At 36.0% G+C, this 26,182-nt stretch carries 25 protein-coding genes and 5 tRNA genes; 18 read left to right on the top strand and 12 right to left on the bottom strand.

Going from position 1 to position 26,182, the window contains the following annotated elements:
* The first annotated feature begins 9 nt into the window (after nt 1-9).
* From BMW64_RS09035 to BMW64_RS09020, 4 genes are all read left to right on the top strand, one after another.
* Nucleotides 10-1,593, top strand: coding sequence for a calcineurin-like phosphoesterase C-terminal domain-containing protein (locus BMW64_RS09035; RefSeq protein ID WP_089999646.1), 1,584 nt, complete (start codon nt 10-12; stop codon nt 1,591-1,593).
* Between the two features lie 169 nt (nt 1,594-1,762).
* Nucleotides 1,763-2,476, top strand: a complete 714-nt coding sequence (locus BMW64_RS09030) for a 3-ketoacyl-ACP reductase (protein WP_089999645.1) — start codon at nt 1,763-1,765, stop codon at nt 2,474-2,476.
* A gap of 1,180 nt (nt 2,477-3,656) precedes the next feature.
* On the top strand, nt 3,657-4,484 hold the full coding sequence (gene prmA, locus BMW64_RS09025; protein ID WP_089999717.1) for a 50S ribosomal protein L11 methyltransferase: 828 nt from the start codon (nt 3,657-3,659) through the stop codon (nt 4,482-4,484).
* 17 nt (nt 4,485-4,501) lie between these two features.
* Nucleotides 4,502-5,347, top strand: coding sequence for an SH3 domain-containing protein (locus BMW64_RS09020; RefSeq protein ID WP_089999716.1), 846 nt, complete (start codon nt 4,502-4,504; stop codon nt 5,345-5,347).
* A 76-nt stretch (nt 5,348-5,423) separates the two neighbouring features.
* On the opposite strand, the gene BMW64_RS09015 is transcribed toward BMW64_RS09020, so the two are convergent.
* Both BMW64_RS09015 and BMW64_RS09010 read right to left on the bottom strand, forming a co-directional pair.
* A tRNA-Arg gene (locus BMW64_RS09015) sits at nt 5,424-5,497 on the bottom strand.
* 17 nt (nt 5,498-5,514) lie between these two features.
* A tRNA-Pro gene (locus tag BMW64_RS09010) sits at nt 5,515-5,589 on the bottom strand.
* 250 nt (nt 5,590-5,839) lie between these two features.
* Here BMW64_RS09010 and BMW64_RS09005 point away from each other — a divergent pair.
* Nucleotides 5,840-6,400 (top strand): hypothetical protein, encoded by a 561-nt coding sequence (locus BMW64_RS09005; protein ID WP_089999644.1) that lies wholly within the window; start codon nt 5,840-5,842, stop codon nt 6,398-6,400.
* A 91-nt stretch (nt 6,401-6,491) separates the two neighbouring features.
* Here BMW64_RS09005 and BMW64_RS09000 read toward each other — a convergent pair.
* From BMW64_RS09000 to BMW64_RS08990, 3 genes are all read right to left on the bottom strand, one after another.
* Nucleotides 6,492-6,565: transfer RNA gene (locus BMW64_RS09000), tRNA-Arg, on the bottom strand.
* Between the two features lie 42 nt (nt 6,566-6,607).
* Nucleotides 6,608-6,682, bottom strand: a tRNA-Pro gene (locus BMW64_RS08995).
* A gap of 19 nt (nt 6,683-6,701) precedes the next feature.
* Nucleotides 6,702-6,786, bottom strand: a tRNA-Ser gene (locus BMW64_RS08990).
* 138 nt (nt 6,787-6,924) lie between these two features.
* Between BMW64_RS08990 and BMW64_RS08985 the strand changes: the two genes are divergently transcribed.
* The 4 genes from BMW64_RS08985 (at nt 6,925) to BMW64_RS08970 (ending at nt 11,491) form a co-directional block, all read left to right on the top strand.
* On the top strand, nt 6,925-7,950 hold the full coding sequence (locus tag BMW64_RS08985; RefSeq protein WP_089999643.1) for an N-acetylmuramoyl-L-alanine amidase: 1,026 nt from the start codon (nt 6,925-6,927) through the stop codon (nt 7,948-7,950).
* Nucleotides 7,951-8,053: 103 nt separating this feature from the next.
* Nucleotides 8,054-9,454 carry an aspartate ammonia-lyase gene (gene aspA / locus BMW64_RS08980; RefSeq protein WP_089999642.1) on the top strand — a complete coding sequence of 467 codons (1,401 nt, stop codon included), beginning with the start codon at nt 8,054-8,056 and terminating at the stop codon, nt 9,452-9,454.
* A 66-nt stretch (nt 9,455-9,520) separates the two neighbouring features.
* Nucleotides 9,521-10,375 (top strand): glycosyltransferase family 2 protein, encoded by an 855-nt coding sequence (locus BMW64_RS08975; protein WP_089999641.1) that lies wholly within the window; start codon nt 9,521-9,523, stop codon nt 10,373-10,375.
* Between the two features lie 57 nt (nt 10,376-10,432).
* Complete coding sequence (locus BMW64_RS08970; RefSeq protein ID WP_089999640.1) at nt 10,433-11,491, top strand: hypothetical protein; 1,059 nt, start codon at nt 10,433-10,435, stop codon at nt 11,489-11,491.
* Here BMW64_RS08970 and BMW64_RS08965 read toward each other — a convergent pair.
* The 3 genes from BMW64_RS08965 to BMW64_RS08955 all read right to left on the bottom strand — a co-directional run bounded on the left by BMW64_RS08965 (nt 11,484) and on the right by BMW64_RS08955 (nt 14,526).
* Nucleotides 11,484-12,962 carry a lipopolysaccharide biosynthesis protein gene (locus tag BMW64_RS08965; RefSeq protein WP_089999639.1) on the bottom strand — a complete coding sequence of 493 codons (1,479 nt, stop codon included), beginning with the start codon at nt 12,960-12,962 and terminating at the stop codon, nt 11,484-11,486. The genes BMW64_RS08970 and BMW64_RS08965 overlap by 8 nt on opposite strands.
* A 3-nt stretch (nt 12,963-12,965) precedes the next feature.
* On the bottom strand, nt 12,966-13,760 hold the full coding sequence (locus BMW64_RS08960) for an FkbM family methyltransferase (protein ID WP_089999638.1): 795 nt from the start codon (nt 13,758-13,760) through the stop codon (nt 12,966-12,968).
* 100 nt (nt 13,761-13,860) lie between these two features.
* Entirely contained in the window at nt 13,861-14,526 is a 666-nt protein-coding gene (locus BMW64_RS08955; protein WP_089999637.1) for a DUF2461 domain-containing protein, read from the bottom strand.
* Nucleotides 14,527-14,767: 241 nt separating this feature from the next.
* Here BMW64_RS08955 and BMW64_RS08950 point away from each other — a divergent pair, with 241 nt between their 5' ends.
* From BMW64_RS08950 to BMW64_RS08910, 9 genes are all read left to right on the top strand, one after another.
* The gene (locus BMW64_RS08950) at nt 14,768-16,456 is read left to right on the top strand and encodes a DEAD/DEAH box helicase (protein WP_089999636.1); all 1,689 of its coding nucleotides are present in this window, start codon (nt 14,768-14,770) and stop codon (nt 16,454-16,456) included.
* 151 nt (nt 16,457-16,607) lie between these two features.
* On the top strand, nt 16,608-17,246 hold the full coding sequence (locus BMW64_RS08945) for a DUF47 domain-containing protein (protein WP_002981301.1): 639 nt from the start codon (nt 16,608-16,610) through the stop codon (nt 17,244-17,246).
* Between the two features lie 20 nt (nt 17,247-17,266).
* Complete coding sequence (locus tag BMW64_RS08940) at nt 17,267-18,409, top strand: inorganic phosphate transporter (protein ID WP_089999635.1); 1,143 nt, start codon at nt 17,267-17,269, stop codon at nt 18,407-18,409.
* 102 nt (nt 18,410-18,511) lie between these two features.
* Nucleotides 18,512-18,745, top strand: coding sequence for a hypothetical protein (locus BMW64_RS08935; RefSeq protein WP_089999634.1), 234 nt, complete (start codon nt 18,512-18,514; stop codon nt 18,743-18,745).
* On the top strand, nt 18,730-19,026 hold the full coding sequence (locus BMW64_RS08930; protein WP_089999633.1) for a type II toxin-antitoxin system RelE/ParE family toxin: 297 nt from the start codon (nt 18,730-18,732) through the stop codon (nt 19,024-19,026). The genes BMW64_RS08935 and BMW64_RS08930 overlap by 16 nt, the downstream gene beginning before the upstream one ends.
* A gap of 97 nt (nt 19,027-19,123) precedes the next feature.
* On the top strand, nt 19,124-20,095 hold the full coding sequence (locus tag BMW64_RS08925) for a polyprenyl synthetase family protein (RefSeq protein ID WP_089999632.1): 972 nt from the start codon (nt 19,124-19,126) through the stop codon (nt 20,093-20,095).
* Nucleotides 20,096-20,165: 70 nt separating this feature from the next.
* A complete protein-coding gene (locus BMW64_RS08920; RefSeq protein WP_089999631.1) occupies nt 20,166-21,125 on the top strand; it encodes a GSCFA domain-containing protein in 960 nt (319 codons plus the stop codon).
* Nucleotides 21,118-21,645, top strand: coding sequence for a DUF4269 domain-containing protein (locus BMW64_RS08915; protein WP_089999630.1), 528 nt, complete (start codon nt 21,118-21,120; stop codon nt 21,643-21,645). Before BMW64_RS08920 ends, BMW64_RS08915 begins: the two co-directional genes overlap by 8 nt.
* 5 nt (nt 21,646-21,650) lie before the next feature.
* The gene (locus BMW64_RS08910) at nt 21,651-22,415 is read left to right on the top strand and encodes a TatD family hydrolase (protein ID WP_089999629.1); all 765 of its coding nucleotides are present in this window, start codon (nt 21,651-21,653) and stop codon (nt 22,413-22,415) included.
* A gap of 94 nt (nt 22,416-22,509) precedes the next feature.
* Here the strand turns inward: BMW64_RS08910 and BMW64_RS08905 are convergent, their stop codons facing one another.
* The 4 genes from BMW64_RS08905 to obgE form a co-directional block, all read right to left on the bottom strand.
* Nucleotides 22,510-23,817 carry a DEAD/DEAH box helicase gene (locus tag BMW64_RS08905; RefSeq protein WP_089999628.1) on the bottom strand — a complete coding sequence of 436 codons (1,308 nt, stop codon included), beginning with the start codon at nt 23,815-23,817 and terminating at the stop codon, nt 22,510-22,512.
* 87 nt (nt 23,818-23,904) lie between these two features.
* Nucleotides 23,905-24,393 carry a DUF6438 domain-containing protein gene (locus tag BMW64_RS08900; protein ID WP_089999627.1) on the bottom strand — a complete coding sequence of 163 codons (489 nt, stop codon included), beginning with the start codon at nt 24,391-24,393 and terminating at the stop codon, nt 23,905-23,907.
* Between the two features lie 43 nt (nt 24,394-24,436).
* Entirely contained in the window at nt 24,437-25,081 is a 645-nt protein-coding gene (locus tag BMW64_RS08895) for a porin family protein (protein ID WP_089999626.1), read from the bottom strand.
* Between the two features lie 75 nt (nt 25,082-25,156).
* Nucleotides 25,157-26,140, bottom strand: coding sequence for a GTPase ObgE (gene obgE, locus BMW64_RS08890; protein WP_089999625.1), 984 nt, complete (start codon nt 26,138-26,140; stop codon nt 25,157-25,159).
* Between the last annotated feature and the right edge of the window lie 42 nt (nt 26,141-26,182).

Raw genomic sequence — 26,182 nt, 5'->3', positions numbered from 1 at the left:
ATCAATACAATGAATATAAAATTTTTAATGCCGTGTATACTGATTTCAGCAATGGCATTCTCACAGACTTCTGTTTCGGGATATGTATATGAAGATCTCAATAAAAATCAGAAGAAAGAGAACAGGGAAAAAGGAATTGAAGGAGTAGCGGTTTCCAACGGAGCACAGGTGGTTCTTACCGATAAGAACGGAAGATATAGCCTGCCGATCATGGAAGGGCAATCGGTTTTTGTGATCAAACCTTCAGGATATATGACGCCGGTAAACGGAAATAACCTGCCTCAGTATTATTATCAGTATAAACCAAAAGGTTCTCCGGCAGATTTTAAATACAAAGGATCTGCGCCGACAGGTGAGCTTCCGAAAGAGATCAATTTTGCCTTAAACAAACAAAATGAAAGCAAAAATTTTGATATTCTTGTTTTTGGTGATCCACAACCTTACACCGAAAAGGAGCTTGATTATTTCAGAAGATCTATTGTAAATGAAGTGAAAAATACGAAGAAAAATGCAGTGTTAGGAATCAGTCTGGGAGATTTGGTAGGAAATGATTTAATACTTCAAAAGCCTTACGCAACAGTAATGAAAGAGATCGGTTTGCCTTGGTACAACATCATGGGAAATCATGACATGAATTATGAAGCGAAGGAAGATCTGCTTTCCGATGAGACTTTTGAGTCCAATTTCGGTCCTGCCAATTATTCCTTTAATTATGGAAATGTTCACTTTATCGTGCTGGATGATATTCTTTATCCGGATCCTAGAGATGGAAAAGGATATTGGGGAGGTTTCCGTGAAGATCAGTTAAAATTTATAGAAAATGACCTGAAAGTGGTGGATAAAAATAAACTGATCGTCGTTTCTTTCCACATTCCGCTTGAACATAAGAATGAAGATAATTTCAGGAATTCTGACCGTCAGAAGCTATTTGATTTTTTATTGCCTTTTAAAAATGCATTGATTTTATCGGCGCATACGCATATTCAGCAACAGATTTTCTATGGAAAAGAAGCAGGCTGGAACGGTTCAAAAGATCTTCACGAATACAATGCCGGAACCACTTGCGGCGACTGGTGGTCTGGAACATCGGATAATCTTGGATTGCCGACATCTACCATGAGAGACGGCACGGCCAAAGGATATTCTTTCATCAGCTTTAACGATAATGAATATAAAATTAAATATAAAACTGCGGGTCAGCCGGAAGATTATCAGATCAATCTGTATGTACCGAAAGTGATTCCTTTCCCTTCAAAAACATCTGCAAAAGTGCTGGCAAACTTCTTTATGGGCAGCAAAAAAGACAAAGTGGAATACAGGATAGATGATGATAAATGGGAAGAAATGCAATACGACGAAACCGTAGATCCGAGTTTTGCCATGTCTGTTTTCAAATGGGATACAACGAATACTATTTTCCCGGGAAGAAGGCCTTCAAATCCTGAAGCATCAAAACATATCTGGACGGGAGACTTTTCTAAAAAGCTTTCTCTGGGAAAACATAAGGTTGAGGTGAGAGCAGTTGACATGTATGGAAACAGGTTTTCAGCATCGGAAGAATTTGAAGTTCAAAATCAGATCCTTATACCTTAATTTTTCATTTTATTACTATACTTTCAAAGAAGCCGGCTTCCTGTGAAGCCGGTTTTATTTTTGTGAAAATTGTCATATTATCTTTAATGTCTATTCTCATAATATCATTATTCATCAATAGTATGCGAATCATCTTTCGTAAATTTGCATCAACAATAAATTAAATATAATGAACATCAACGGAAAAAATGCCATCATCACAGGTGGTGGAAGAGGTCTTGGCAAAGCAGTTGCTCTCGCATTGGCACATGAAGGCGTAAATATTGGAATTACAGGAAGAAATGAAGAAAACCTGAAAATGACAGTTGATGAAATCCAGAAACTTGGCGTAAAGGCAGCATATGCTGTTTTCAGTGTTGATAATGAAATACACGTAAAAGCAGGAATCGAATCTCTGGCCGAACAATTAGGAGGAATCGATATTCTTATTAATAATGCTGGGATCGGTGATTTCGGATCTATTGAAGAAATGCCCTCAGAGACGTGGGAGCAGGTTATTAAAACCAATCTCTTCGGAGTGTATTATGCTGCAAAGGCGGTGTATCCATATTTGAAGTCTAAAGGTGAAGGCGATATTATTAATGTTGCATCAACCGCGGGTTTAAAAGGTGGTCCCAATATGTCGGCGTATGCAGCTTCAAAAGCAGCCGTTGTTTCTCTTTCACAATCCATGATGGCAGAATGGAGAAAGCAGAATATCCGTGTGATTACACTTACTCCAAGCACCATTGCATCGGATATGTCTATACAGGGCGGTCTTACGGATGGGAATCCGGATAAAGTTCTTCAGCCGGAAGATTTTGCAGAATGGGTGAGAGATATTCTTAAAATGAACCGTAGAGCATTGATTGCCAACGGATCAATCTTCTCTACAAATCCTTAATTGATTTAAAATTTAATGTTTTGGGTTTAAAGTTTTTAGACTTGAAACTATAATTGATAAGAGCGGACTTCGGTTCGCTTTTTTATGTATTAAGTTTGTCATTCTGAACGAGAACGAAGTGAGAGTGAAGAATCTTACTAAATAAGAAAATAGATTCTTCCTTCGTCAGAATGACATGCTTAATCTACAATCTTTGCTGAGTGAAACGCCTTCGCGAACGAAAAATATTCTCAATAATTTGAAAAAAAATCTTTGTGCTCGTTGTGTTAAAAAACAAAACAACAATATTTCAGTAAAATTAAAAAGAGCATTACTTTTAAATCGTGAATTCTTCCTTCTTCAGACTGAAGTTCTTACTGTACTTTGCTAAGTGAAACGCCTTAGCGAACGAGACATATTTTATAATAATATTAAAAAATCTTTGTGCTCGTTGCGTTAAAAAACAAAACAACAATATTTCAGTAAAATTAAAAAGAGCATTACTTTTAAATCGTGAATTCTTCATTCTTCAGACTGATGTTCTTACTGTACTTTGCTGAGTGAAATGCCTTCGCGAACGAAAAATATTCTCAATACATTTAAAAAATCTTTGTACTTGTTGCGTTAAAAAACAAAACAACAATATTTCAGTAAAATTAAAAAGAGAATTACTTTTAAATCGTGAATTCTTCCTTCGTCAGAATGACATGCTTAATCTACAATCTTTGCTGAGTGAAACGCCTTAGCGAACGAAAAATATTCTCAATAATTTGAAAAAAAATCTTTGTGCTCATTGCGTTAAAAACAAAAGAACAATATTTCAGTAAAATTAAAAAGAGCATTACTTTTAAATCGTGAATTCTTCCTTTTTCAGACTGATGTTCTTAATGTACTTTGCTGAGTGAAACGTTTTAGCGAACGAAAAATATTCTCAATAATTTAAAAAATCTTTGTGCTTGTTGCGTTAAAAAACAAAACAACAATATTTCAGTAAAATTAAAAAGAGCATTACTTTTAAATCGTGAATTCTTCATTCTTCAGACTGATGTTCTTACTGTACTTTGCTAAGTGAAACGCCTTAGCGAACGAGAAATATTTATAATAACATTGAAAAATCTTTGTGCTCGTTGCGTTAAAAACAAAAGAACAATATTTCAATAAAATCAAAAAAGTAGTTTTATTTTTGCAACAAATTATTGACATGCAAAATTATTTAGAATTCAATTTCAAGATTTCTCCACTTCAGCCTTGGAACGAAATATTAATGGCAGAGCTTATCGAGATCGGTTTTGATAGCTTTACAGAAGAAATTGATGGTATTTTAGGATATATTCAGAAAGATTTATTTAAAGAAGAAGATTTAAAAACGCTTCCGCTTTTTCAGAACGAAGAGGTTAAAATCGATTATACTTTCCAGGAAATGCCAAATATCAACTGGAATGAAGAGTGGGAGAAAAACTTCGAACCAATCAATATCGATGATAAAGTACTGATCCGTGCAGAATTTCACGAGTCAGTTCCGGGAATGCATGAAATTGTTATTCAGCCGAAAATGTCTTTTGGAACAGGGCATCACCCGACGACCCATCTTATGATCCAACAGATGAGGGATATGGATTTTAATGGAAAGAAAGTTCTGGATATGGGTTGTGGAACTTCAGTACTCGCTATTTATGCAAAACAAATTGGTGCTGGAGATACAAAGGCAATCGATATCGACGAATGGTCTGTAGAGAATTCAAAAGAAAATGCCGCAAGAAATAAGGTTGAGCTGGATATTGAGTTGGGAACTGCAGAAAATTTAGGCAAAGAAAATTTTGATATCATTCTGGCAAATATCAACAGAAATATTCTTATTTCAGATATTCCAACGTATGTTTCGGTGTTGAATGACAGCGGACAATTGCTACTTTCTGGATTGTGCTTCTTCGATGTGGATGATATTCTGGAAGTTTGCAAAGAAAACGGTTTAGAGCTTAAAAAACAGCTTCAGCGAGAAGAATGGGTGAGCCTTCTTCTAGAAAAATAACACCACAAAATATTAATATGAAATCCCTTTTCGCCATTTTATTTATTTTCATGCTTCAGACTTTTTCGGCGCAGAAAGATCATGATACGTATGCAAATGGTATCTTCAGCTTCGAAGAAAACAAGGCACAGAAAATTTTTACAGATAATACGAGGATCCGTCAGCTTCCTGATGTAGCTTCTCCAGTCCTTGATTCGCTGAATACCAATCAAGATATTTTAATTATTAAAAAAGAGGATTCTATTCTTAAGCTTGGTGAAAGAGCTGCCAACTGGTATAAAGTCTCATATCAGAAAGAAGGCAAAATGTCTGAGGGATATGTATGGGGCGGAAATCTTTGTGTAGATTACCGGAACAAAAACGGCTATGATTTTCTTTTTGGACTGACGAAAACGGTTAAAATAAAAGACGGACAGTTTAAAGATGAAGAAGTACAGCAAAACAGAGCAGGCGTAAAAATGATAAAAGAAAATATCCTGATTGATGAAGTTTCTTTTGAAACAGGATCCGGTGAAAGCCTGAATTATGGCACCTTTAATGTTGAAAGCGGTCATAAGTTGAAAAATGTAGAATTAACTTTAAAAGCTACTGTTTCCGGTGAAGCATGCGGAATTCCGAGCTATGATCAGTATATTCTGTTGAAGGATAAAAAATTGATTACTCTTCCCCAACTTATTAATGTAGGTGATGCTGACGTGTATTATCATTCCGAACAATTCATCTTTCCTAATGACAAAGGAGGAGTGTCTAATACGATTATTTTTAAAATGGAAGAAATGGAGAAAGATGAAAATGATCGGGAAAAGAAAAAATATGCAACAAAATTTTATGTTTGGGATGGCAGTTCTTTTAATATAAAATGAATATTATTACAGTTTTAGAGTAGAAGTTTGTAATTCTTTAAAACAAAAAAACTCACAATTTCCTGTGAGTTTCTTGTGAGCGCGAAAGGATTCGAACCTTTGACCGTCTGCTTAGAAGGCAGATGCTCTATCCAGCTGAGCTACGCACCCTAAAAATAAATTTGATGTCGGGGCGGCAGGATTCGAACCTGCGACCTCCTGGTCCCAAACCAGGCGCGATGACCGGACTACGCTACGCCCCGATGAAGTCATCTAAAACAGGGATATTACCTTGTTTTTTGTGGGTGCAAATATAGAATTTATTTCTTAATTATAAAAATAAAATTCGCAAAAATTTAAATTATTCTAAAATAAAAAATGGTATGCACCGTTAGCATTCTCAGATTCAATCTTCTAAAGGAATGATAAAGAATGATAAATTTGCAGGCAATTTAAAGTCATGAATGATTTAGATTGACTCCGTATTAGAAAAATATGATACTGATAACAACTATGAAGACTAAACAAAAATTATTTATTTACTTTATCCTGTTCATATTCTCATTATGTACCAAGATAAGTGCCCAACAACTGGAAGGTAACGGAAATGTCACAATCTCCTATATACAGAAAAAAGAAATGTCTGTAGAAGATTTCTTTCAGACGAGGATGAAACAGTCAAAAAAGTACAAAGTTGTGGGTAAGAAACTTGAAATATTCTTTGAAAAAGATAATACATTTTTTCTGGGCAGAAATATGTTGCCCGGAAATGATAAGAAAAGTGTAAAAGTAGATACATTATATACGATTCCTAAAATGAATCTGGTAGCTGCTTTCCCTGACTATCACCTGGAAGGAGACGATGTAAGGGATGTTGTTTATAGGTATTTATATAAAAATGTTCCGGGATTCAGTGGAACTGTTAACAGTACATTGATCTATAAGCTTGATAAAAATATAATTGATATTGATTATGAGAATGTCACGCGTAAATATATCATAAAGAAAACTGCTTTATATCATTTTAAAATCAGTACCGACGATTTAAAAATTTTAGACTTTAAGAAATATTAAACTGATACATGAATTATTATTAAATTAAAAAAAATAGAGTTTCCTTTCTAATAATAAACAAAAAAACTCACAATTTCTTGTGAGTTTTCTGTGAGCGCGAAAGGATTCGAACCTTTGACCGTCTGCTTAGAAGGCAGATGCTCTATCCAGCTGAGCTACGCACCCATTAAAAGTTGATTGTTGCTTAACGATTATGTAAGCTAAAAGTCGGGGCGGCAGGATTCGAACCTGCGACCTCCTGGTCCCAAACCAGGCGCGATGACCGGACTACGCTACGCCCCGAAAAAGATATATAGAAAAGCGGAGGGTAAGGGATTCGAACCCTTGCGACACTTTCGCGTCGACAGTTTAGCAAACTGCTCCGTTAACCACTCCGGCAACCCTCCTGTTTATCTTCGTTTTTTAATGATCGTTGTTCCTTTATTGCGAGTGCAAATATAGAATAGATTTCTTTATTTACCAAATATTTTTCAAGAAAAATTTGCGTATTTTTGAGCTGATAAACTAAGAAAAAAAATAGACAAATGCGTAAAACATTATATATCATCGGATTAAGTACGGTCGTTTTTTCCTGTACTTCGCAGCAAAATGCAAAAAAAAGGCAGTACATTCCCAAAACCCCATCAATACAGCAAAAGGCCACAGCACAGACTCCCGCCGAAAAACCAAAACCAAAGATCACTTCCGATCATGGAGTAGAGTTTTTCACTACCAATATTGCTGATATTACCAAGAATGATAACACCGCAAGCTATGGGTCTATTGTTTCTGCAAAACCGGCTGGCTATAAAGTGGTAAAAGATTATTTTCCGGCAATTGCACAGAATTTCAGACAACGATATCTTATTCTCCATTATACGGCTTTACCGGACGATAAATCAATTACCGTTCTTACACAGCAGGCAGTAAGTGCTCATTATCTTGTTAATAACACAGGTGATAACCAGATTTACCAGTTAGTAGACGAAAACAAGCGTGCCTATCATGCAGGAGTAAGTGCATGGAGAGCAGATAAAAATCTTAATGATACTTCAATCGGAATAGAAATCGTAAATACAGGCTATACAACCGATGCTTCCGGTAAAAGAATATTTGCCCCTTTTGATGATGCACAGATCAAAAAAGTGGCAGCTCTGGTAAAGGATATTGTTAACAGATATCAGATTCCGGCGACGAATATTCTCGCGCATTCGGATATTGCCCCTACCAGAAAGCAGGATCCGGGGCCACTTTTCCCATGGAAGAAACTTTATGATGAATATCAGATCGGGATGTGGTATGATGAAGCTCAGAAACAGTCTTATTATGATCTTGCCACCTCTACAGATTTCCAGCTGCAATATAATGATCCGACTTTTATTTTCAATGTGCAGACACAATTACAGAAGTTCGGTTATGCATTGGATCTGAGCGGAAAGTGGGACGATGCAACCAAGAAAACCATAGAAGCATTTCAGTACCATTTCCGTCCGCAGAATTATGACGGAATCATGGATGCCGAAACTTTTGCCATTTTACAGGCTTTGGTATTAAAATATCCGTTAAAATAAATGTAACAATGTAGCAGTTTATCAATGTACCAATATCTAAATTCATTTATTTATTGGTACATTGGTACATTGTTATACTGGTATATTAATTCATCTACAAATTATGGAGAATTTCAGAAAAGAGAGCGATTTACTGGGCGAATTGAACGTTCCTCTAAATGCTTATTATGGAGTACAGACACAGAGAGCGATCAATAATTTTAAAATTTCAGGGCAGCTGTTATCATCTTATCCGCAGTTTATCAGAGGCCTGGCTTTTGTAAAAAAGGCGGCGGCTAAAACAAACTATGAACTGGGGCTTCTTAATGAAAATATGTATTTTAACATCGCTGAGGTTTGCGACGAAATTATCAACGGTGAGCTTCATGAGCAGTTTCCTGTAGACATGATCCAGGGTGGGGCGGGAACTTCCATCAACATGAATGCGAACGAAGTCATTGCCAACAGGGTCTTGGAAAAAATAGGTAAAAATAAAGGTCAGTATGAGTTCTGTTCACCGAATGATCATGTTAATCTTTCACAATCAACAAATGATGCTTATCCAACGGCCATTAAGATGGGATTGTTGCAGATGAATGCGACGCTTGTAGAGAAGCTTGAAAAAATTGTTGAAGCTTTCAGGGAAAAAGGACGTGAATTTAGTGATGTAATAAAAATGGGTCGTACGCAGCTCCAGGATGCTGTTCCGATGACTTTGGGGCAGGAATTTGAAGCATTTGCGGCGACGCTGGAAGAAGATATTTCTAAATTGAATAACAACGCAAGTCTTTTTGTTGAAGTCAATATGGGGGCTACTGCAATCGGTACCGGACTGAATGCTCCGATCGGCTATGCGGCTCTGTGTGCTAAAAATTTGGCCCAGATTAGCGGTTTTCCCGTAGTTTCTGCACCCGACCTGGTAGAAGCAACGCCTGACACCGGATCGTATGTTATTTATTCGTCTTCCATGAAGCGCCTTGCCGTAAAACTTTCAAAAATCTGTAATGACCTGAGACTCCTTTCTTCAGGGCCAAGAGCCGGACTTTTCGAAATTAATCTTCCGCCGATGCAGCCGGGATCGTCCATCATGCCGGGAAAAGTAAATCCTGTGATCCCTGAAGTGGTTAATCAGGTTTGCTTTAAAATTTTTGGGAATGATCTTACGGTAACTTTTGCTGCAGAAGCAGGACAATTGCAACTCAACGTCATGGAACCGGTGCTTTCCCATGCTATCATGGAAAATATTCACTTTCTTTGTAATGCGCTGGATACGCTTCGGGAGAAATGTGTAGCGGGAATTACAGCAAACCGTGAAGTATGTTTAAACATGGTGAAACACAGCATTGGAATTGTAACGGCTCTCAACCCGTATATCGGATATAAACATTCTACCGAGATTGCAAAAGAAGCATTGGAGACAGGGAAAAGCGTTTATAATTTAGTGTTGGAAAAAGGTATTCTGTCACAGGAAAAGCTGGATGAAATCCTTGATCCCAGAAACATGCTGAAACCACATAACAGATAAATAAAATGGCAAGTGATTAATGTTTTGATTATTAATCACTTATCATTCACTATTAATAATTTTAAAGTGAGGTTTTTAATCATAATTCCTGCCCATAACGAGGAAAATAATCTTCCTTTCACGCTGGATTCTTTACAGAGGCAGCATTTCGGCGATTTCAGGGTCGTTATCGTAAATGATGGCTCTACGGACAAGACTGCGGAAGTCATTAAGAAATATTCAGATGATGATGTACGTTTTACAACAATCAATTTGCAGAAATCTCTTCATCAGCCCGGATCGAAAGTAGTAAACGCTTTCAAAAAAGGCTTGGAAACACAGAATTTAGATAATTTTGAGATCATCTGCAAGTTTGATTCGGATGTTATTTTTCCGGAAAACTATCTTGAAAGAATAGAGGAAGCATTCCGCAATAATGCTGATTATGGTCTTGTTGGTGGTCTTTTATACATAGAGAAAAACGGAAGCTGGGTGTATGAAGGAAATTCCAATAAGGATCATGTACGCGGGCCTGTGAAAGCATATCGTAGAGAAAGCTTTATCCGGATGAACGGAATCAGGGAGACACTTGGCTGGGATAATATTGATGCTATACTGCTGCAAAACCTAGGTTGGAAAGAGATCGTTCTTGACGAATTGCACGTTAAATTAATTAAAGTAAAAGGAGCAGATTACACCATAAAACCCGCCGATTACTATGGCAGATATTTTTATTTTTTGGGATTGAAAAGGCTGTTGGCTTATATTGCCGCGTTTAAGGAAGCTCTGAAGAGTAGATCAGTTTTTTTCTTTTTTAAAATAATCCGATCGTATGAACATTGTCGCAACCAGAAATTAGAGCTAAAAATATCTGAAAATGAACAAAAAGCCATCAACAGACAACGTTGGGAAACGCTGAAGAAGAAATGGCTGAAGATCTGAAAGGATAGGAGAAATTTCATTTAAATAAAATCATTAATTGAGTTGGCTTAAATTATTTTGAAAAGTATAGCTTACATAGAAATAGATACCCACGCGGAAGTTGCACAGGATTTCATAGAAATTATGCAGGATTCTGCTGAATTTAATGTAGATTATTATTTTTCAAAAAGGATAATTGATGAAATCGGACATCCAGAAGGAAATATTTTCTTGTCGGAAAGTTCCATGATTTTGGATCAGTTAAAATCAAAACGTTATGATCTCATCGTGATCGGTACCGTACACCGTTATTTTAACACGTTCCGGACAATTGCTGAAGAATATAATACAGCTATTATCGTTCACAATATCAACTTTATACAGAGTTCGAAATGGAGCTTGCTTAAGAACATCTTCAAAACAGATACGGTTTACAGACTAAAGCTTTGGTGGAAAGAAGGACTTTTTTATTCTTCAAAAGTATATCAAAAAGCAAAGAATCTTCTGGTTCTTGATGAAGAATTAAGCTCTGACCGTCTTAAATTTTTACCACTTTTTTACACAAGAGATTACACAAAACAAGATCATAAAAATTTCACTATTGTTATTCCCGGGGGAGTTTCTCAAAAAAGAAGAGATTATCAGAGAGTAATTTCAGTAATAAAAAAACTTGAGAATAATCCTGATATTCAAAAGAAACCAATGGAAATCATTTTCTTAGGAAAGGCAAAAAATAATGAATTAAAGCAACTTATTGATCTTGAAAGAACTTTAAAATACATTAACATCACTTATTTTAAGGAAAGAGTTTCCCAATTGGACTTCAATAACTGGATGCAGAAAGCAGATGTTTTATGGTGTCCGATTCAGGAAGAAACTGAATTTTTCAGTCAAAAGGAAATTTACGGAAAAACAAAAATGACCGGAAATATCGGTGATGCAATCAAATTCGGAAAGATGGCTGTTTTCCCGGAAAATTACCAGTCTAAATTGGGTTTTATTATCTCAGATCAAAGTGATATGATCATGCTGTTTGAAGAGCTTAAAAATAATCAGTTCGATTTTCAAAAAGATTACAATAAAAAAACAGTAAAAGAAAAGCTTGAAACACTTCTGAAAAGCCTGATTTCTACTTGAATTTAAAGATGCTTTTAATAAAATTTTTGTTCAGATAATCTTCGATCGGAAAAACTTTTGTAAAATAATTACCAATAAAAATCAGTAACAAAACAACAGCGGGTTTGTAGATCAGGTTGATAAAATTATTGTTGAAATTCGGCAAAATAATCGCGACTGTAATTGCCAGCGTGCAGATGATGGATACAAAGATCATCTCGATCGTAAGTGGGGAAACTTTAAATACAATATAATTAAAAACAATTTTTACCACATTATAGGTGATCAGTGAAATAGCGGTAGATAATGCGATTCCGATAAGCTTTAAATCGGTATTCTCCAGAAAATAAAAATTTAAACTGATTGTCAGCCCTGCAAGAAGAAGCATGACCAGAATATTGAATTTATAGTATTTAGAAAGCGAAATAATATTACCGTTAAATCCTGTAGCCAGATCAATCAAAACCGCAGAACCCCAGATCCAGACTACCGGCTCGTACTCCCTAAGCAATATCCCGTGTTTAGGCATAAAATACGTCAGATAAGGAAATCCGACCATAATACATGAAAATAAAACAGCGCCCAGAAAATATAGTGTCAGAGATGTTTTTTTATGGAATTTGTCTAAACCTTCCATATCGCCGTCTGCGAGGTTTTTGCTGATAATTGGCGCAGAAATATTAAATAAACCCAATTGCGGAATAGAAATTAAAGAAACCAATGCATACAGTGTAGAATAAATTCCGTTTTCCTCCATTCCCATATATTCACCGATCATAAAGCTGTTGATGGCCAGATAATTTCCGAAAGTTCCTAAAAAGCCAAAGAAGCTATAACTCGCAAAGTCTTTCCATAGATCGTCTTTCTTAAAATAATCTGTACTGAAATCAAGGTGAATTTCTTCCAGCTTATTGGTGTAATAAATGTATCCGAAAAGCATCAGAGTAAAGATCCCGAAGAAAAATGCCAGGGCAGTCTGCTGCGAAAATGCAAAATAAAAAAAAAGACAAAAAGCGCCAAGATTGGCTATTTTAGGAAAAAGATTATCAAATATATTAGAAACAACAATTCTTTTAAAGTTTGATACATATTTATTAAATATGGCACAGAATGATAAAACCAAAATAAGAGGAAGAATAATTTCTTTAAAATTCCAGGCCTTGGTTTTCATGAATTTAGGATAAATATGAGGCAGTATAAAAAAAATGACACAAAAAATCAGGAAGTTGATCAGAATAGTAAGCAGTGAAAGCGAAAGCATATTCTGGCTTTTGCCGTCTTTCTGCACACTATGGTAAAATTTTACATTGGCATACGAAATGCCGAATACTACAAAAGGAACCAGCATCTCTGCCGTCTGCATGCTATACCTGAGTGTACCATAGAACACAAGGTCATTCGGAAAAATAAAAATCGCAGAAACCGTACCCAGCAGAAAACCTACATAGCCAATAATAGAATATTTAAACCCTTGCCTTGCTACTACACTCATCTCTTATTGGCTTTTTGGTATAAAAATGATATTGTTGATGTATTCTTTTTTGTTTTTTTCGTCACTAATGTTTTTGAGTAAGATTTCTTCAGTCAGTTTTTCAAGGACAAAGGTATTTCTGTTTAAATATTTTGCATCAAATCCCCAGGATTCAACTTCTGAAATCTCCTGCCAGATGGGTGTTTCATGATGTCTCTGTTCCATTTCCACCATGAGTACCGGTGAAAATTTGCAAATGACTTCTTTAGCTCCATAAAGTGTTTTCATTTCATTGCCCTCCACATCTATTTTAATAAAATCCAGCTTTTTGAAATTTTCTATGGCAGCCCATTCGTCAAGCTTTATGACCTTTACTTTTTCGGTATAGCTTTTTTCTTCACCTTTTTCTTTATAGTCCGTATTCAGAGTGCCTCTTGAAGCAACCGTTTTTCCGTTGATCACAGGAACTTTGAACTCTGCTATTGTATTTTCATCCGAAAGTGCCAGAGGAAATACACGCATTTCAGGAAAAAGCCTTTTTAGCCTTCTGTATAATTTTTTATTGGGTTCAAAAGCGTAGATCTGCTCATGATTCAGCTTATTCTCAAGCTGATACAGAAATGTTCCTACATTGGCTCCGATATCAAGAATTACGGCATTTTTGGGTAAGAATTCTTTGATCCATACCAATTCAGGTTCTACATTTCTTGCTGAGAAATTATCTTTACTGAGATTATTTAAACTTTTAAAAAATCTTTTCTTGTAAAATCCCGGACTGATATATTGCAGATTTTCAGCAATTCTTTGGTATAGAGACATTTTTTTGCTTTTGACAAGAACAAAGATACATAAAAATGTTAAATTATTGTTAAATTGTGTAAATTATAAACCTCTGAATGTCAGTAAACAAGATTTAAAACTATAAAAAAGGCGCATTAAGAAAATCGTTAAGAGGCTTCATCGTTTTAAAGATTTTTACAAGATTTTTAGAAGCATTTTTATCTAAAATTTTTTCGTCCGTAAGGTTGTAGACAACAATAAAACTCTTCAGCTTCAGGTATTTTGCCATCGGATCCTCCTTTTCAAATCCCTGGGGAACTTTTTTAAGTTTATCATCCTGATCCAATTCAGGAAAATATTTTTTGAAATCTTTATTGTTGATAATTTTAATAAATTCCTGTCCGTAAAGTGAAATTTCTTTTCTCAATGTTTTTAAAACAGATGATTCCGGCATGTAAATCCCTCCGGCGATAAATGATTTTCCTGGTTCCAGGTGAAGGTAATATCCGCCTTTCTGGCTTCCTTTGCCCATTCCGAGTGAAGCGCCGAAATTGGTTTTGTATGGCGTTTTGTCTTTTGAAAACCGCGTATCCCGGTAAATCCTGAACAAAGATTTTTTTGCATCAATTTTTACCAATTGCTCATCAAATCCGGACATTTCTTTGATAAGCTCTTCAAGAAACAGGATAATATTTTCCTGAGCTTCTGTGTAGAGATTTTTATTCTCAGTAAACCATTCGCGGTTATTGTTTTGAGCCAGATTTTTCAGGAAATCAAAAACTTTTGGTGAAATTGATGCAGACATATTTTTATATTTTTCACTCAAAATTACTTAAAATTAGGCAATGCCGGAAAACATTTTTCTTCGGATATAAAGGTGGTGCGGATCGAATTGTTTATTAAATTAATAATAAAAATAACGTGGTTTTTCTGAGAAAATTACAAAAGCATTGTATGTTTTAAATATTAAATTATTGTTTCTGTAATAATAGTTAAAATGTAATTCAAATAATAATTGTATCTTTGCAAAAATTTTAAAATATTTAATGAATTTATTTACGGAAACCAATTTAAGTCCTGACATTCTTAAGGCAATTGGCGAACTGGGTTACGAGAGCCCGACAGAAATCCAAAAACAGACTATCCCTTTTATTCTTTCAGATATTCGCGACTTGATCGCACTTGCGCAGACAGGGACAGGCAAAACAGCAGCATTTTCGCTTCCGATTTTGGATATGATTGACGATACGAGTCGCAAAATCCAACTTTTGGTGCTTTGTCCGACACGGGAATTATGTCTTCAGATTACGAAAGACATTAAAAACTACTCCAAATACATGAAAGACATCAAAACGACAGCCGTTTATGGTGGAAGCAGTATTATGGATCAAATCAGATCTCTTAAGGATAAACCACAGATCATCGTGGGAACTCCAGGTAGGGTTATCGATCTTATCAACAGAAAAGCATTAGATTTCTCCGCTATCCACTGGTTGGTTTTGGATGAAGCCGATGAAATGCTTTCCATGGGTTTCAAGGACGAACTGGAAACTATTCTTAGTGAAACGCCTGAAACCAAGCAGACTTTTCTTTTCTCTGCCACAATGAGCAAAGAAGTGGAAAGAATCTCTAAAAATTATTTAACAAAACCGCACAGAATTTCAGTGGGTTCTATTAACGAGGTTAAGAAGAACATCAAACATGAATATTATGTAATCGGTTATCGCCAGAAAAAAGAAGCCTTGAAGCGTCTTATTGATTCCAATCCGAATCAATATTCCATTATTTTCTGCAGAACAAGAATGGAAACCCAGGAGGTTGCTGATTTCCTGATGCAAAATGGATACGCAGCAGATGCTCTTCACGGAGATCTTTCTCAGGCACAGAGAGATACGGTAATGAAAAAATTCAGGTTAAAGAATATTGATATCCTGGTAGCGACAGACGTAGCTGCAAGAGGACTTGATGTAAATTCCCTGACACACGTTATTCATTATTCTCTTCCTGATGATCCCGAAGTATTCGTTCACCGAAGCGGAAGAACAGGAAGAGCCGGAAAAGACGGTATTTCCATTGCCCTGATCAAACCTGAAGAAAGCAGAAAGCTGAAACAGATCAAATCGGTGACGAAAATCGAAATGCACGAAGGTAAAATTCCTACCGGAGAAGATATTATTAAAGCTCAGGTTGGAGGTGTTTTCGAAAGTCTTTTTGAGATCCACGAAGATTTCTTTGAATTTGATGACTCTCTGATTCCTGATTTGTCAGCATTTACAAAGGAGGAGCTTGCTCATAAATTACTTCAGTTCCAGCTTAAAGATCTTGCACTTTATTACAAAGACAGACATGATCTGATGGATCAGAAACTGAGCAGCAGAGATGATGACGGTGGTTCCAGAAGAGACAGAAGAGACCGCGACAGAGACAGAGGAAGAGATCGTGACAGAGGCGAAAGAAGCGAACGTGGCGGAAAACCGAGAAGAAAAAATGAAGATATGGTAAGATTCTTCTTTAATCTTGGTAAAAAAGATCAATTGAAGAAGCTTGATGTATTGGATATCATCAATAAAGCGACTTCAGGAAAAAGCAAAAAAAGAGCAGAAATCGGCGATATTGAAATTCTTGAGAAATTCTCATTCTTCGAAGTTGAAAAATCATTCAAAGACAATGTATTGAGCAACATCGGATCGATGAAATTCAAAGGAAAAGAAATGAGAGCGGAAGTAGCAAACTAAACTCTTTAAAATATACTGGAAACCGGCCTTAGAGCCGGTTTTTTTAGTTGATAATCAAATCATCATGCAATGTTAACAAAACTTAATGTTGTATTGTTTCAGGTAAGGTCCTTTTTTAAGAAATTTGCACTCGAATTATAAATACTTAAAAATGGGAATTGGTAATATTTTCCACGCTTTTCAACCAAAAGATAAAATCTTCTTCGTCCTTTTCGAAAAAGTAACTGAAAACCTCGTTGCAATGTCTGAGGAATTCAACACGGGAATTAAAGATTTCGATCTTAACGACGATTCTATGCTGAAAAAAATGAGCGACTTCGAACATAAAAATGATGAGCTTACTCATGAGATTTTTGTAGAACTGGGGAAAAACTTCATTACACCTTTCGACAGAGAAGATATCCACACCCTGGCAACGGGATTAGATGATATTGCTGATTACATTTATGCCTCTACAAAGTATATTTTCCTATATAAATCTCCGGAAATGAAAGCATATTCGGATTTCTCTTTGCTGATTCACAAGGCATGTCTTGAAATCCAGAATGCTATGAAAAACCTAAAAGGGTTCAAAAATATGGAGCAGGTAAAAGAAGCTTGTATTAAAGTGAATTCTATTGAGAATATTGCAGACGATCTTCTTTCCAACTCAATGGTAGAATTGTTCGAAACCAATGATGCCATTAACATTATCAAAGTTTCATCGGTACTTAATTATCTTGAGGTCGTAACGGACAAAGCAGAAGATGTTGCCAACACGATTGAAAACATCATGATTAAATACGCGTAATTAATAATTATAATTAAACAATGGAATTTCCGATTTTACTTATAGTTATTATTGTTTTGGCTTTAATTTTCGATTACATCAATGGTTTTCATGATGCGGCCAATTCAATCGCGACTATTGTTTCTACAAAAGTTTTAACACCTTTCCAGGCTGTACTTTGGGCGGCACTCTGGAATTTTGCGGCATTCTTTATCGCTGCCTATATTATTGGCGAATTTAAAATCGGTAACACGATTGCCAAAACCGTCAATGAAAATTTTATCACCCTAGAAGTAATCTTTTCGGGGCTTGTAGCGGCCATCGCATGGAATCTCCTGACATGGTGGTTCGGGATCCCTTCCTCTTCATCGCATACCTTGATCGGAGGATTTTTAGGAGCTGCACTGATGCATGCTTTCATGATGGATTATCATGATGTGGCTGCAGCACAGCCGGGTCTTGGTTTTTGGGATACCTGTAAAGAGGCTTTCAGTCAGGTAACACAGCAGAGTGTTGTGAAATTTGACAAAGTAATCCCAATTTTCCTGTTTATTTTCATGGCGCCGATCATTGGGATGGTGATCTCAATTATCATTACTTTAATTATTGTTCATCTTTATAAAAGATCAAATCCTCACAAAGCAGATAAATCATTTAAGAGATTACAGCTTGGATCTTCTGCACTTTTCAGTTTAGGCCATGGTCTGAATGATGCTCAGAAGGTAATGGGTATTATCGGTGCAGCATTGATCTACTATCACGTAGAGATGCTTAAGGATCCTGTTTATCTGGGTATTCCTGCTGCCGGACGTTTTGATTATTTTGCAGAACATTATCTTTGGGTACCTTTGGTATCTTTCCTCGCCATTGGTTTGGGAACCATGAGTGGTGGCTGGAAGATCATTAAAACTATGGGTACTAAAATCACAAAAGTAACTTCCCTGGAAGGAGTAAGTGCTGAAACTGCGGGAGCGATTACTTTATTCATCACAGATCACTTCGGAATTCCTGTTTCTACAACACATACGATTACAGGATCAATCATTGGGGTCGGTCTTACGAAAAGAGTATCGGCCGTACGATGGGGTATTACGGTAAGCCTGCTTTGGGCTTGGGTTCTTACCATTCCTATTTCGGCAATTGTGGCGGGAATTACCTATCTTTTAGTGACATTTTTATCTTAAATTATTTTTAAATAAATGATATAAACTTTGCTCATATGGGCAAAGTTTTTTGTTTATTGAATTAAGAAATTTTTTCTAATTTAGATCATTAAATCAAAAGTCATGAGTACCGCAGAATTAAAAATAGATTTAATAAACCAAATTACAGCTATAAAGGACAAAGTTAGACTGAAAGAATTATTACAATTAATAAAATTTCAGGAAGAATCATCTGTCTATATCACAAGTGATGATGAGAAACAAGCTGTTCTTGAAGCTAGAAATGAAATTCAAAATGGTGAAGTTTCTTCTGATGCTGATGTTCAAAAGGAAATTAGAGAATGGCTAAAAAAATAATTTGGACAAATAAAGCTAAGAAAGAACTTGTTGAGATTCTTAAATATTGGATAGAAAGAAATAAATCTAATGTATTTAGTATCAAGCTTAATAACTTAATTTCAGAGCAGTTAAAATTAATTTCAGAATTTCCTGAGTCAGGAAAAAGAACTGATATACCTAATGTTAGCCTGAAGATCATCCATAAATATCTTCTTTATTATGAAATGGATAATGATACGATTTATATTTTAACAATTCGGCATGGAAGTAAAAATCCGGAAACATTAAAACTAAAATAATTAAATATTAGAATTAAGTCCTCACTATAAAACAGTGAGGATTTTTACTTTTACAGAGCCCCGAAAAATTGTATTTTTGTTCAAACTATTAGATTTTATGGAATTTTTAGACAGATACCAGCAGATTGTTGCGGATGCTATTGCCAAGTATACCTTTAAAGATAAACCTGCAGAGTTGTACGAACCGATGAATTACATTATTTCACACGGCGGAAAGCGTCTTCGTCCGATCATGGTACTGATGGCCTGTGACCTGTTCGGAGGTAATTTAAAAGAAGCAATCAAGCCTGCTTTGGCAATCGAATTTTTCCATAATTTCACCCTCATCCATGACGATATTATGGATGAAGCGCCCTTAAGAAGAAATAAACCTACGATTCATACTTTGCACGGAATCAATGTTGGAATTCTTTCCGGAGACGGTCTGATGCTGAAAGCATATAAGTTTTTTGAAGATCTGGAGCCTGAAATTTTTAAAGCCTGTATCAGAATATTTACCCATACAGGTTTGCTTTTATGCGAAGGGCAGCAATATGACATCAATTTTGAAACTCAGGAAAATGTAACTTTTGATGATTATATCAGAATGATTACTTATAAAACAGGTGTGTTGAGCGCTTCATCATTTGAAATAGGTGCACTGATCGCGAAAGCAAATTTCAAAGATGCAAAATCCATTTTTAATTTCGGAAAACATATCGGAATTGCCTTCCAGATTATGGATGATTATCTCGATGTATTCGGTGATCAGGCACAATTCGGTAAAAAACATGCCGGAGATATTTATGAAAATAAAAAAACAGTTCTTTATCTGATGGCAAGAGAACACGCCACCAAGGAAGAAAGAAAAGAATTGGATTACTGGTATTCTAAAAAAACCGACAATATCGATAAGGTGTATGGAGTAGAAAAAATTTTCAGAAGAACAAAAGTGGATGAAAAAGCTTTACGATTAATTGAAAAGCATAATGAAATCGGACAGAGTTACCTTCAGAAAATTGATATTCCTGAAGAGAAGAAAAAGCCATTTGCCGAATTGGCAAATTATTTATTAAGAAGAGAAAGTTAATGTACTGATTTGAAAATGTATCAATTTGAGAATTCTAAATTGTTTCATTTCAAATTATCAAATGAGGTTAATGAAATTCAGAACAGAAGTTGAAATTAAAGAATCGCAAAAGAAGATTGGGCTTGAAGATAAAATATTTTCAATAGGATCATGCTTTGCCTCTGAAATGGCTGACCTTTTTCATCAGGGGCAGCTTCAGGCATTGAATAACCCTTTTGGGACCATTGTCAACCCATTTTCAATCGCTAATTCTGTAAAGAGGCTTCACGATGCGGAATTTTATCATGAAGAGGAATTAATCACCTTTAACGATGAATTTATTTCTCTGGATCACCATACAGGTTTTGATACACGGTATATCCACCAGACCTTAGCAAAAATCAATGCTAAAATTGAGGAGGGAAATTCCTTTCTTCAGGAAACGGATTGGGTGATCGTTACGTATGGAACGTCATTTATATACGAATTTACTCCTAAGCAAAAGCTTGTCGCCAACTGTCACAAGGTTCCGCAGAAATTCTTTGAAAAAAGATTGCTGAGCCATCAGGAAATAACTGATTCAATTTGTAATACGGTAATCAATCTGAACGATATCTGTAAAGACAATGTTCAGATTATTTTCACCGTTTCTCCCGTTCGCCATACAAAAGATGGAATGGTTGAAAATCAGCTGAGTAAGTCAAAACTGATTACTGCAGTTCATGAAACGATCCTGCAATTTGACAACTGCCACTATCTTCCTGTATACGAAATTTTAATGGATGATCTCAGAGATTACCGTTTTTATAAAGAAGATATGATTCATCCTAATAGTCAGGCGGTTAATTATATTTTCGAGAAATTTGGTAATGCTTATTTTTCTGACGAAACCAAAGATTTTATTAAAGAAAACTTTAAAATTAATAAAGCCTTGGAGCACAGGACAGAAGATGAAAAAGACCCTAAATACATTGAGTTTAAAGAAAAATTAAACCAAAAAATTGAAATTCAGCGACAAAAAGTGAAGCATAAAATCTTTCAAAATGATTGATTTTACCAAGATTGATTATCTGAAATCAGGAAATGACAGGCAAAAAAGGGCCTGTCAGGTTCTTTCAAAACATCATCTCATTGAAAAATTGAAAAGATATTCTCCTGTTTTAGCCGGAACCATTCCTATTGAAATTGATATAGAAGGCAGTGACCTGGATATTATTTGCGAGGTTGATCTTAGATTTAAAGAAGACTTTTTGAACGATATAATAGAGAGCAAATTGATTCCTCACGATGCAGAAATTAAAGTAGAATATCCAATTTTAGATGGTGAAAATTGTATTACCATAAATTTCATGTTAGAAGAATTTCCTATTGAAATTTTCGGACAAAATAAGCCTGTAAAAGAACAGAACGCCTATCGGCACATGCTTGCAGAATACAGAATATTACAGGAAAAAGGAGAGAGTTTCAAACAGCAGATCATAGCGCTGAAAAAGCAGGGAATAAAAACAGAACCTGCTTTCGGAATGTTACTTAAACTTGAAAACCCTTACGAAGATTTATTAAAATTGTAAAGAAAATGATTGATACACATACACATTTATACGCAGAAGAATTTGATGAAGACAGGAAAGAAGTGATTCAAAGGGCGATTGATAAAGGGGTTACCGAATTTTATCTTCCCGCTATCGATTCAGAGTCACATGAAAAAATGCTTCAGCTGGAAGCTGAATATCCAAACCAAATTTTCTCTATGATGGGCTTGCATCCTTGTTATGTAAAGCCTGAGACCTGGGAAAAAGAACTTGAAATTGTAAAGAATTATCTTGATAAAAGAGAGTTTCCGGCAATCGGGGAAATCGGGATAGATTTGTATTGGGATAAAACAACACTCGATATCCAGGTGAAAGCTTTCGAGCAGCAGATCGACTGGGCCATTGAAAAAGACCTTCCGATTGTGATTCATACAAGAGAAAGTTTTGACGAGACTTTTGAAGTGCTTGAAAGAAAACAACATCCAAAACTGAGAGGAATATTTCACTGTTTTTCAGGAAATCTGGAGCAGGCAAAGCATGCCATAGATCTGAATTTTATTTTAGGAATCGGTGGAGTAGTAACCTTTAAAAATGGTAAAATCGATCAGTTCCTGAGCGAAATTCCATTGGATAAAATCGTCCTGGAAACCGATTCTCCTTATTTAGCTCCTGTTCCGTACCGGGGAAAACGAAACGAAAGTTCTTATCTTGATTTAGTCGCCGGAAAGCTGGTGGACATTTATAAAACTGATTTTTCGGAGATTGACAGGGTTACGACTGAGAATGCAAAGAAATTATTTAAATATTAATAGGAACGGGCTTCAGCCCGTTTTTTTAATCGGAAATATCAGATGGGCTTTAGCCAAAAACGTAAAAAGCCTTCCAAATCGGAAGGCTTTTTTATTATTTCTTTCTTGTAAAATTCTTGTTCTTAGGCTTTTTGAAGCCGACATTGGCAGATGCACCATCAGGCTTCTTTTTGTTGTTGTTTGGCCTGGGATTGTTAGGTCTTGAAGATTTTGGCCTTTCTCCACCTGGTGCCACGGGCTTGTTGTTGGAATCCCTTTTCTGAACCACAAGATCATCAGTATGAAAAGGATGATCCTTAATGACAGGAATCTTTTTACCGATCAGCTTTTCAGTACTTTTCAGGTTGAGCAAATCCAATCCGTCTACGAATGAAATTGAGGTTCCCTCGGCGCCGGCTCTTCCTGTTCTTCCGATCCTGTGAACGTAGGTTTCCGAAACGTCGGAAAGCTCAAAATTAATGACATATTTAAGCTCATCAATATCAATTCCCCGCGCGGCAATATCTGTGGCCACCAACACTCTGGTTTTGCCGGATTTGAAGTTGTTTAAAGCATTCTGACGTGCATTCTGCGATTTATTCCCATGAATGGCTTCTGTCGTAATGTGGTCTTTCTGAAGTTTTCTGGCAATCTTGTCAGCCCCATGCTTCGTTCTGGAAAAAACAAGCACAGAATCCGAAATATCATTCTTTAAAATATGCGTTAAAAGATTCAGTTTATTCTCTTTTTCCACAAAATAAACCGATTGCTTTATTGTATCCGCCGTTGATGAAACAGGCGTTACCTCCACCTTTACAGGATTATTAAGAATAGAATCTGCAAGTTTCTGGATTTCTGCCGGCATGGTCGCCGAGAAAAATAACGTCTGTCTTTTTTGCGGCAATAATTTAATGATTCTCTTTACATCGTGCACAAAGCCCATATCTAGCATCCTGTCGGCTTCGTCCAGTACAAAGATCTCAAGATTTTTAAGGCTGATGATTCCCTGAGAAATAAAATCCAGTAATCTTCCCGGTGTCGCCACAAGGATGTCAACGCCTTTTTTTAATGCAATTTCCTGGTTTCCCTGCTTTACTCCTCCAAAAATAACGAGATGTTTTAATGGTAAATATTTCCCGTAAGCTTTAATGTTTTCCTCAATCTGAATTGCCAGCTCTCTTGTCGGCGTTAAGATTAAGGCTTTAATATGTTTGTTCGGAAATTTATTCTGAGTGAGATTCTGAAGGATAGGAATGGCAAAGGCTGCCGTTTTTCCTGTTCCTGTCTGTGCGCATCCAAGGAAATCTCTTCCTTTCGTAATTTCCGGAATCGATTTTTCCTGAATTGGGGTAGGGTTGGTATATCCTTGTTCCTGAATTGCTTTGGCAATAGGCTCTATTAAGTTTAAATCTGTAAAATTCAAATGAATTGTTTTTATAATTACAACAAAAATTCCTTCATTTTGAAGGAATTATATTTTGCAAAGGTAGTTTAAATATTTTTAAGTAGATTAATTCACTTTTGTCCACTGCTGATTCTTTCTCAAATCCTCAAAAAACTTATACAGTTCCGAAAGTTTTTCACTTCCACGCTTACCATAATCTTCAACATGTTTTGTGGTTCCGTCTGCAAATTGAATTCTTAAATGCGAAGAAGGCAGGTCAGTTACATTTTTTTCTCCGTAATTATCCTTCAGGTTCTTTACATCCAGTCCGTCGAGTAATGCAATGAGTTTATTATAATCTTCTTCTTTAATGGTTCCTTTAAAAGTTCCCTCACGAGGCTTAGAAAATTCATCTTTTGAAGGCTTGTCACTAAAATTAAAATGTTCTGCCTCAAAAACAGCGGTTCTGTCTGGATTAATGGTCATTTTAAAAACCGGGCAAAATCCGAAACAAGGGGTAGCTTCATATTCAATTTTAGAATATTTTGAATTCATTTTCTGAGAATTACATGAAAATAAAAAGATAAAGGCACACAGTCCAAGTAAATATTTCATTGTTTTAAATTTGGATTGAATTCTTCAATAATTGTTCCAAAAATTATTTAAATCTGTATCCTACGCCGGCCTGTAGAAAACCAACCTTTGTCGTGAAATCACCTTTATTAATTTCAAAAAAGTTGAAATTATATCGGGCATCTACAAAAAACTTATCGTTGATTTTATATTCTGCGCCAAGGAAAGGGAAGAGGTTAACGCTTTTAATGCCTTCATAATTATGAGAGGTGCTTCCATTTACCACTTCTTTTGTTTTTACCTTTTCAGAAACATTAAAAGCTACATTCATCCCGGCAGAAACTGAAAGATCAGGAATAAAATAATATTTTGCAGAAACAGGAACCTGGATTTGGGTCAGTTGATAATCAAATTTAAGTCTTGTTCCGGTCTCTATGACACCGGTATCTGTAAAGTCGACGACCGGTAACTGTTCTGTACCGCCAATCTGTGTGTAAAGTACCTCAGCCTGAATTCCAAATTTTGAAGATATGGGCTGCTCGCCAACCAAACCTGCATAGAAATATGATTTTGAATCTAGCTTTTCATCAAAAAACTTCATATTCGATAAAGAATAACCGGCTTTTACGCCAAATTTAAAATCGGAATCAGAAGATGCAGAATCCTGAGTCTGAGCATTAATAAATCCCATAATAGTGATCGCTACAGCAGATAAAATGTTTTTTGTCATGGTTGTTTTAAAATTATTTAATTTCTCTAACGAAAGAATTATAAATAGATTGTGTTGAATGTTTTTTAGATGTTCCTATCCGTGCAATTGTTTCCAGATGGCATCCTTAAGTTCAGTAAGACCCTCACCGGTAACCCCTGAGAAAAACAACGGCTGTTTATTTTCAGGAAATTCCGCGGCGATCTCTTTTTTCAGTTCGTCATCCAGAAGATCTGATTTTGAAATAGAAACAATGAAATCTTTATCCAGCAATTCAGGATTGTATTCTTTCAGTTCATTTTCCAGAATTTTAAACTCCTGAAAATGATCTTCAGAATCGGCCGGTATTAAAAATAATAAAATTGAATTTCTTTCGATATGTCTTAAAAATCGGTGTCCTAAGCCTTTTCCTTCTGCCGCGCCTTCAATAATCCCCGGGATATCGGCCATTACAAAAGATTTATAATTTCTGTAATCGACAATTCCTAAATTCGGTGTTAAAGTTGTAAAGGCGTAATCTGCAATTTTAGGTTTTGCTGCAGAAACTGAGGCCAGCAGCGTAGATTTTCCGGCGTTCGGAAATCCTACAAGGCCAACATCTGCAAGAATTTTAAGTTCGAAAGTTACGTAACCTTCCTGGCCTTCCATTCCTGGCTGTGCATATCTTGGGGTCTGGTTGGTAGAAGACTTGAAATGCTCATTTCCAAGTCCGCCTTTTCCGCCTTCCATCAGAATGATTTCCTGGCCGTCTTCCAGGATTTCACCAATGATTTCACCATCCTCATTTTTAGCAATTGTTCCAATCGGAACTTCTATATAAACATCTGCACCGTAAGCCCCTGTAAGCTGGTTTTTACCACCATTTTCACCACGTTCCGCTTTTACGTGACGGGTATAACGGAGGGGAAGTAAAGTCCATTCATTGGCATTTCCTTTCATGATAACGTGGCCACCGCGACCACCGTCACCACCATCAGGACCACCTTTAGGAATATATTTTTCACGGCGAAGATGCGCAGAACCTGCACCTCCATGGCCGCTTTTACAATGAATTTTTACGTAATCTACAAAATTTGACATAATTTTAATTCAAGGTTAATGTTTAAGGTTCAAAGTTTTAAC

This window comes from Chryseobacterium taichungense (genome assembly GCF_900109935.1).
GTDB lineage: Bacteria > Bacteroidota > Bacteroidia > Flavobacteriales > Weeksellaceae > Chryseobacterium > Chryseobacterium taichungense.
The sequence above is the reverse complement of the archived record's forward strand: the minus strand, read 5'-3'. Positions and strand labels throughout refer to the sequence as shown.

Excerpts from the sequence above, each read along its gene's own strand:
- prmA (WP_089999717.1), top strand. The coding sequence starts at position 3,657 with ATGCAAAATTATTTAGAATTCAATTTCAAGATTTCTCCACTTCAGCCT.
- BMW64_RS08985 (WP_089999643.1), top strand. The coding sequence starts at position 6,925 with ATGCGTAAAACATTATATATCATCGGATTAAGTACGGTCGTTTTTTCC.
- BMW64_RS08930 (WP_089999633.1), top strand. The coding sequence starts at position 18,730 with ATGGCTAAAAAAATAATTTGGACAAATAAAGCTAAGAAAGAACTTGTT.
- BMW64_RS08960 (WP_089999638.1), bottom strand. The coding sequence starts at position 13,760 with ATGTCTCTATACCAAAGAATTGCTGAAAATCTGCAATATATCAGTCCG.
- BMW64_RS08925 (WP_089999632.1), top strand. The coding sequence starts at position 19,124 with ATGGAATTTTTAGACAGATACCAGCAGATTGTTGCGGATGCTATTGCC.
- BMW64_RS08955 (WP_089999637.1), bottom strand. The coding sequence starts at position 14,526 with ATGTCTGCATCAATTTCACCAAAAGTTTTTGATTTCCTGAAAAATCTG.
- BMW64_RS08965 (WP_089999639.1), bottom strand. The coding sequence starts at position 12,962 with ATGAGTGTAGTAGCAAGGCAAGGGTTTAAATATTCTATTATTGGCTAT.
- BMW64_RS09030 (WP_089999645.1), top strand. The coding sequence starts at position 1,763 with ATGAACATCAACGGAAAAAATGCCATCATCACAGGTGGTGGAAGAGGT.
- BMW64_RS08935 (WP_089999634.1), top strand. The coding sequence starts at position 18,512 with ATGAGTACCGCAGAATTAAAAATAGATTTAATAAACCAAATTACAGCT.
- BMW64_RS08900 (WP_089999627.1), bottom strand. The coding sequence starts at position 24,393 with ATGAAATATTTACTTGGACTGTGTGCCTTTATCTTTTTATTTTCATGT.
- BMW64_RS09020 (WP_089999716.1), top strand. The coding sequence starts at position 4,502 with ATGAAATCCCTTTTCGCCATTTTATTTATTTTCATGCTTCAGACTTTT.
- aspA (WP_089999642.1), top strand. The coding sequence starts at position 8,054 with ATGGAGAATTTCAGAAAAGAGAGCGATTTACTGGGCGAATTGAACGTT.
- obgE (WP_089999625.1), bottom strand. The coding sequence starts at position 26,140 with ATGTCAAATTTTGTAGATTACGTAAAAATTCATTGTAAAAGCGGCCAT.
- BMW64_RS08895 (WP_089999626.1), bottom strand. The coding sequence starts at position 25,081 with ATGACAAAAAACATTTTATCTGCTGTAGCGATCACTATTATGGGATTT.
- BMW64_RS08950 (WP_089999636.1), top strand. The coding sequence starts at position 14,768 with ATGAATTTATTTACGGAAACCAATTTAAGTCCTGACATTCTTAAGGCA.
- BMW64_RS09035 (WP_089999646.1), top strand. The coding sequence starts at position 10 with ATGAATATAAAATTTTTAATGCCGTGTATACTGATTTCAGCAATGGCA.
- BMW64_RS09005 (WP_089999644.1), top strand. The coding sequence starts at position 5,840 with ATGAAGACTAAACAAAAATTATTTATTTACTTTATCCTGTTCATATTC.
- BMW64_RS08910 (WP_089999629.1), top strand. The coding sequence starts at position 21,651 with ATGATTGATACACATACACATTTATACGCAGAAGAATTTGATGAAGAC.
- BMW64_RS08920 (WP_089999631.1), top strand. The coding sequence starts at position 20,166 with ATGAAATTCAGAACAGAAGTTGAAATTAAAGAATCGCAAAAGAAGATT.
- BMW64_RS08915 (WP_089999630.1), top strand. The coding sequence starts at position 21,118 with ATGATTGATTTTACCAAGATTGATTATCTGAAATCAGGAAATGACAGG.
- BMW64_RS08940 (WP_089999635.1), top strand. The coding sequence starts at position 17,267 with ATGGAATTTCCGATTTTACTTATAGTTATTATTGTTTTGGCTTTAATT.
- BMW64_RS08945 (WP_002981301.1), top strand. The coding sequence starts at position 16,608 with ATGGGAATTGGTAATATTTTCCACGCTTTTCAACCAAAAGATAAAATC.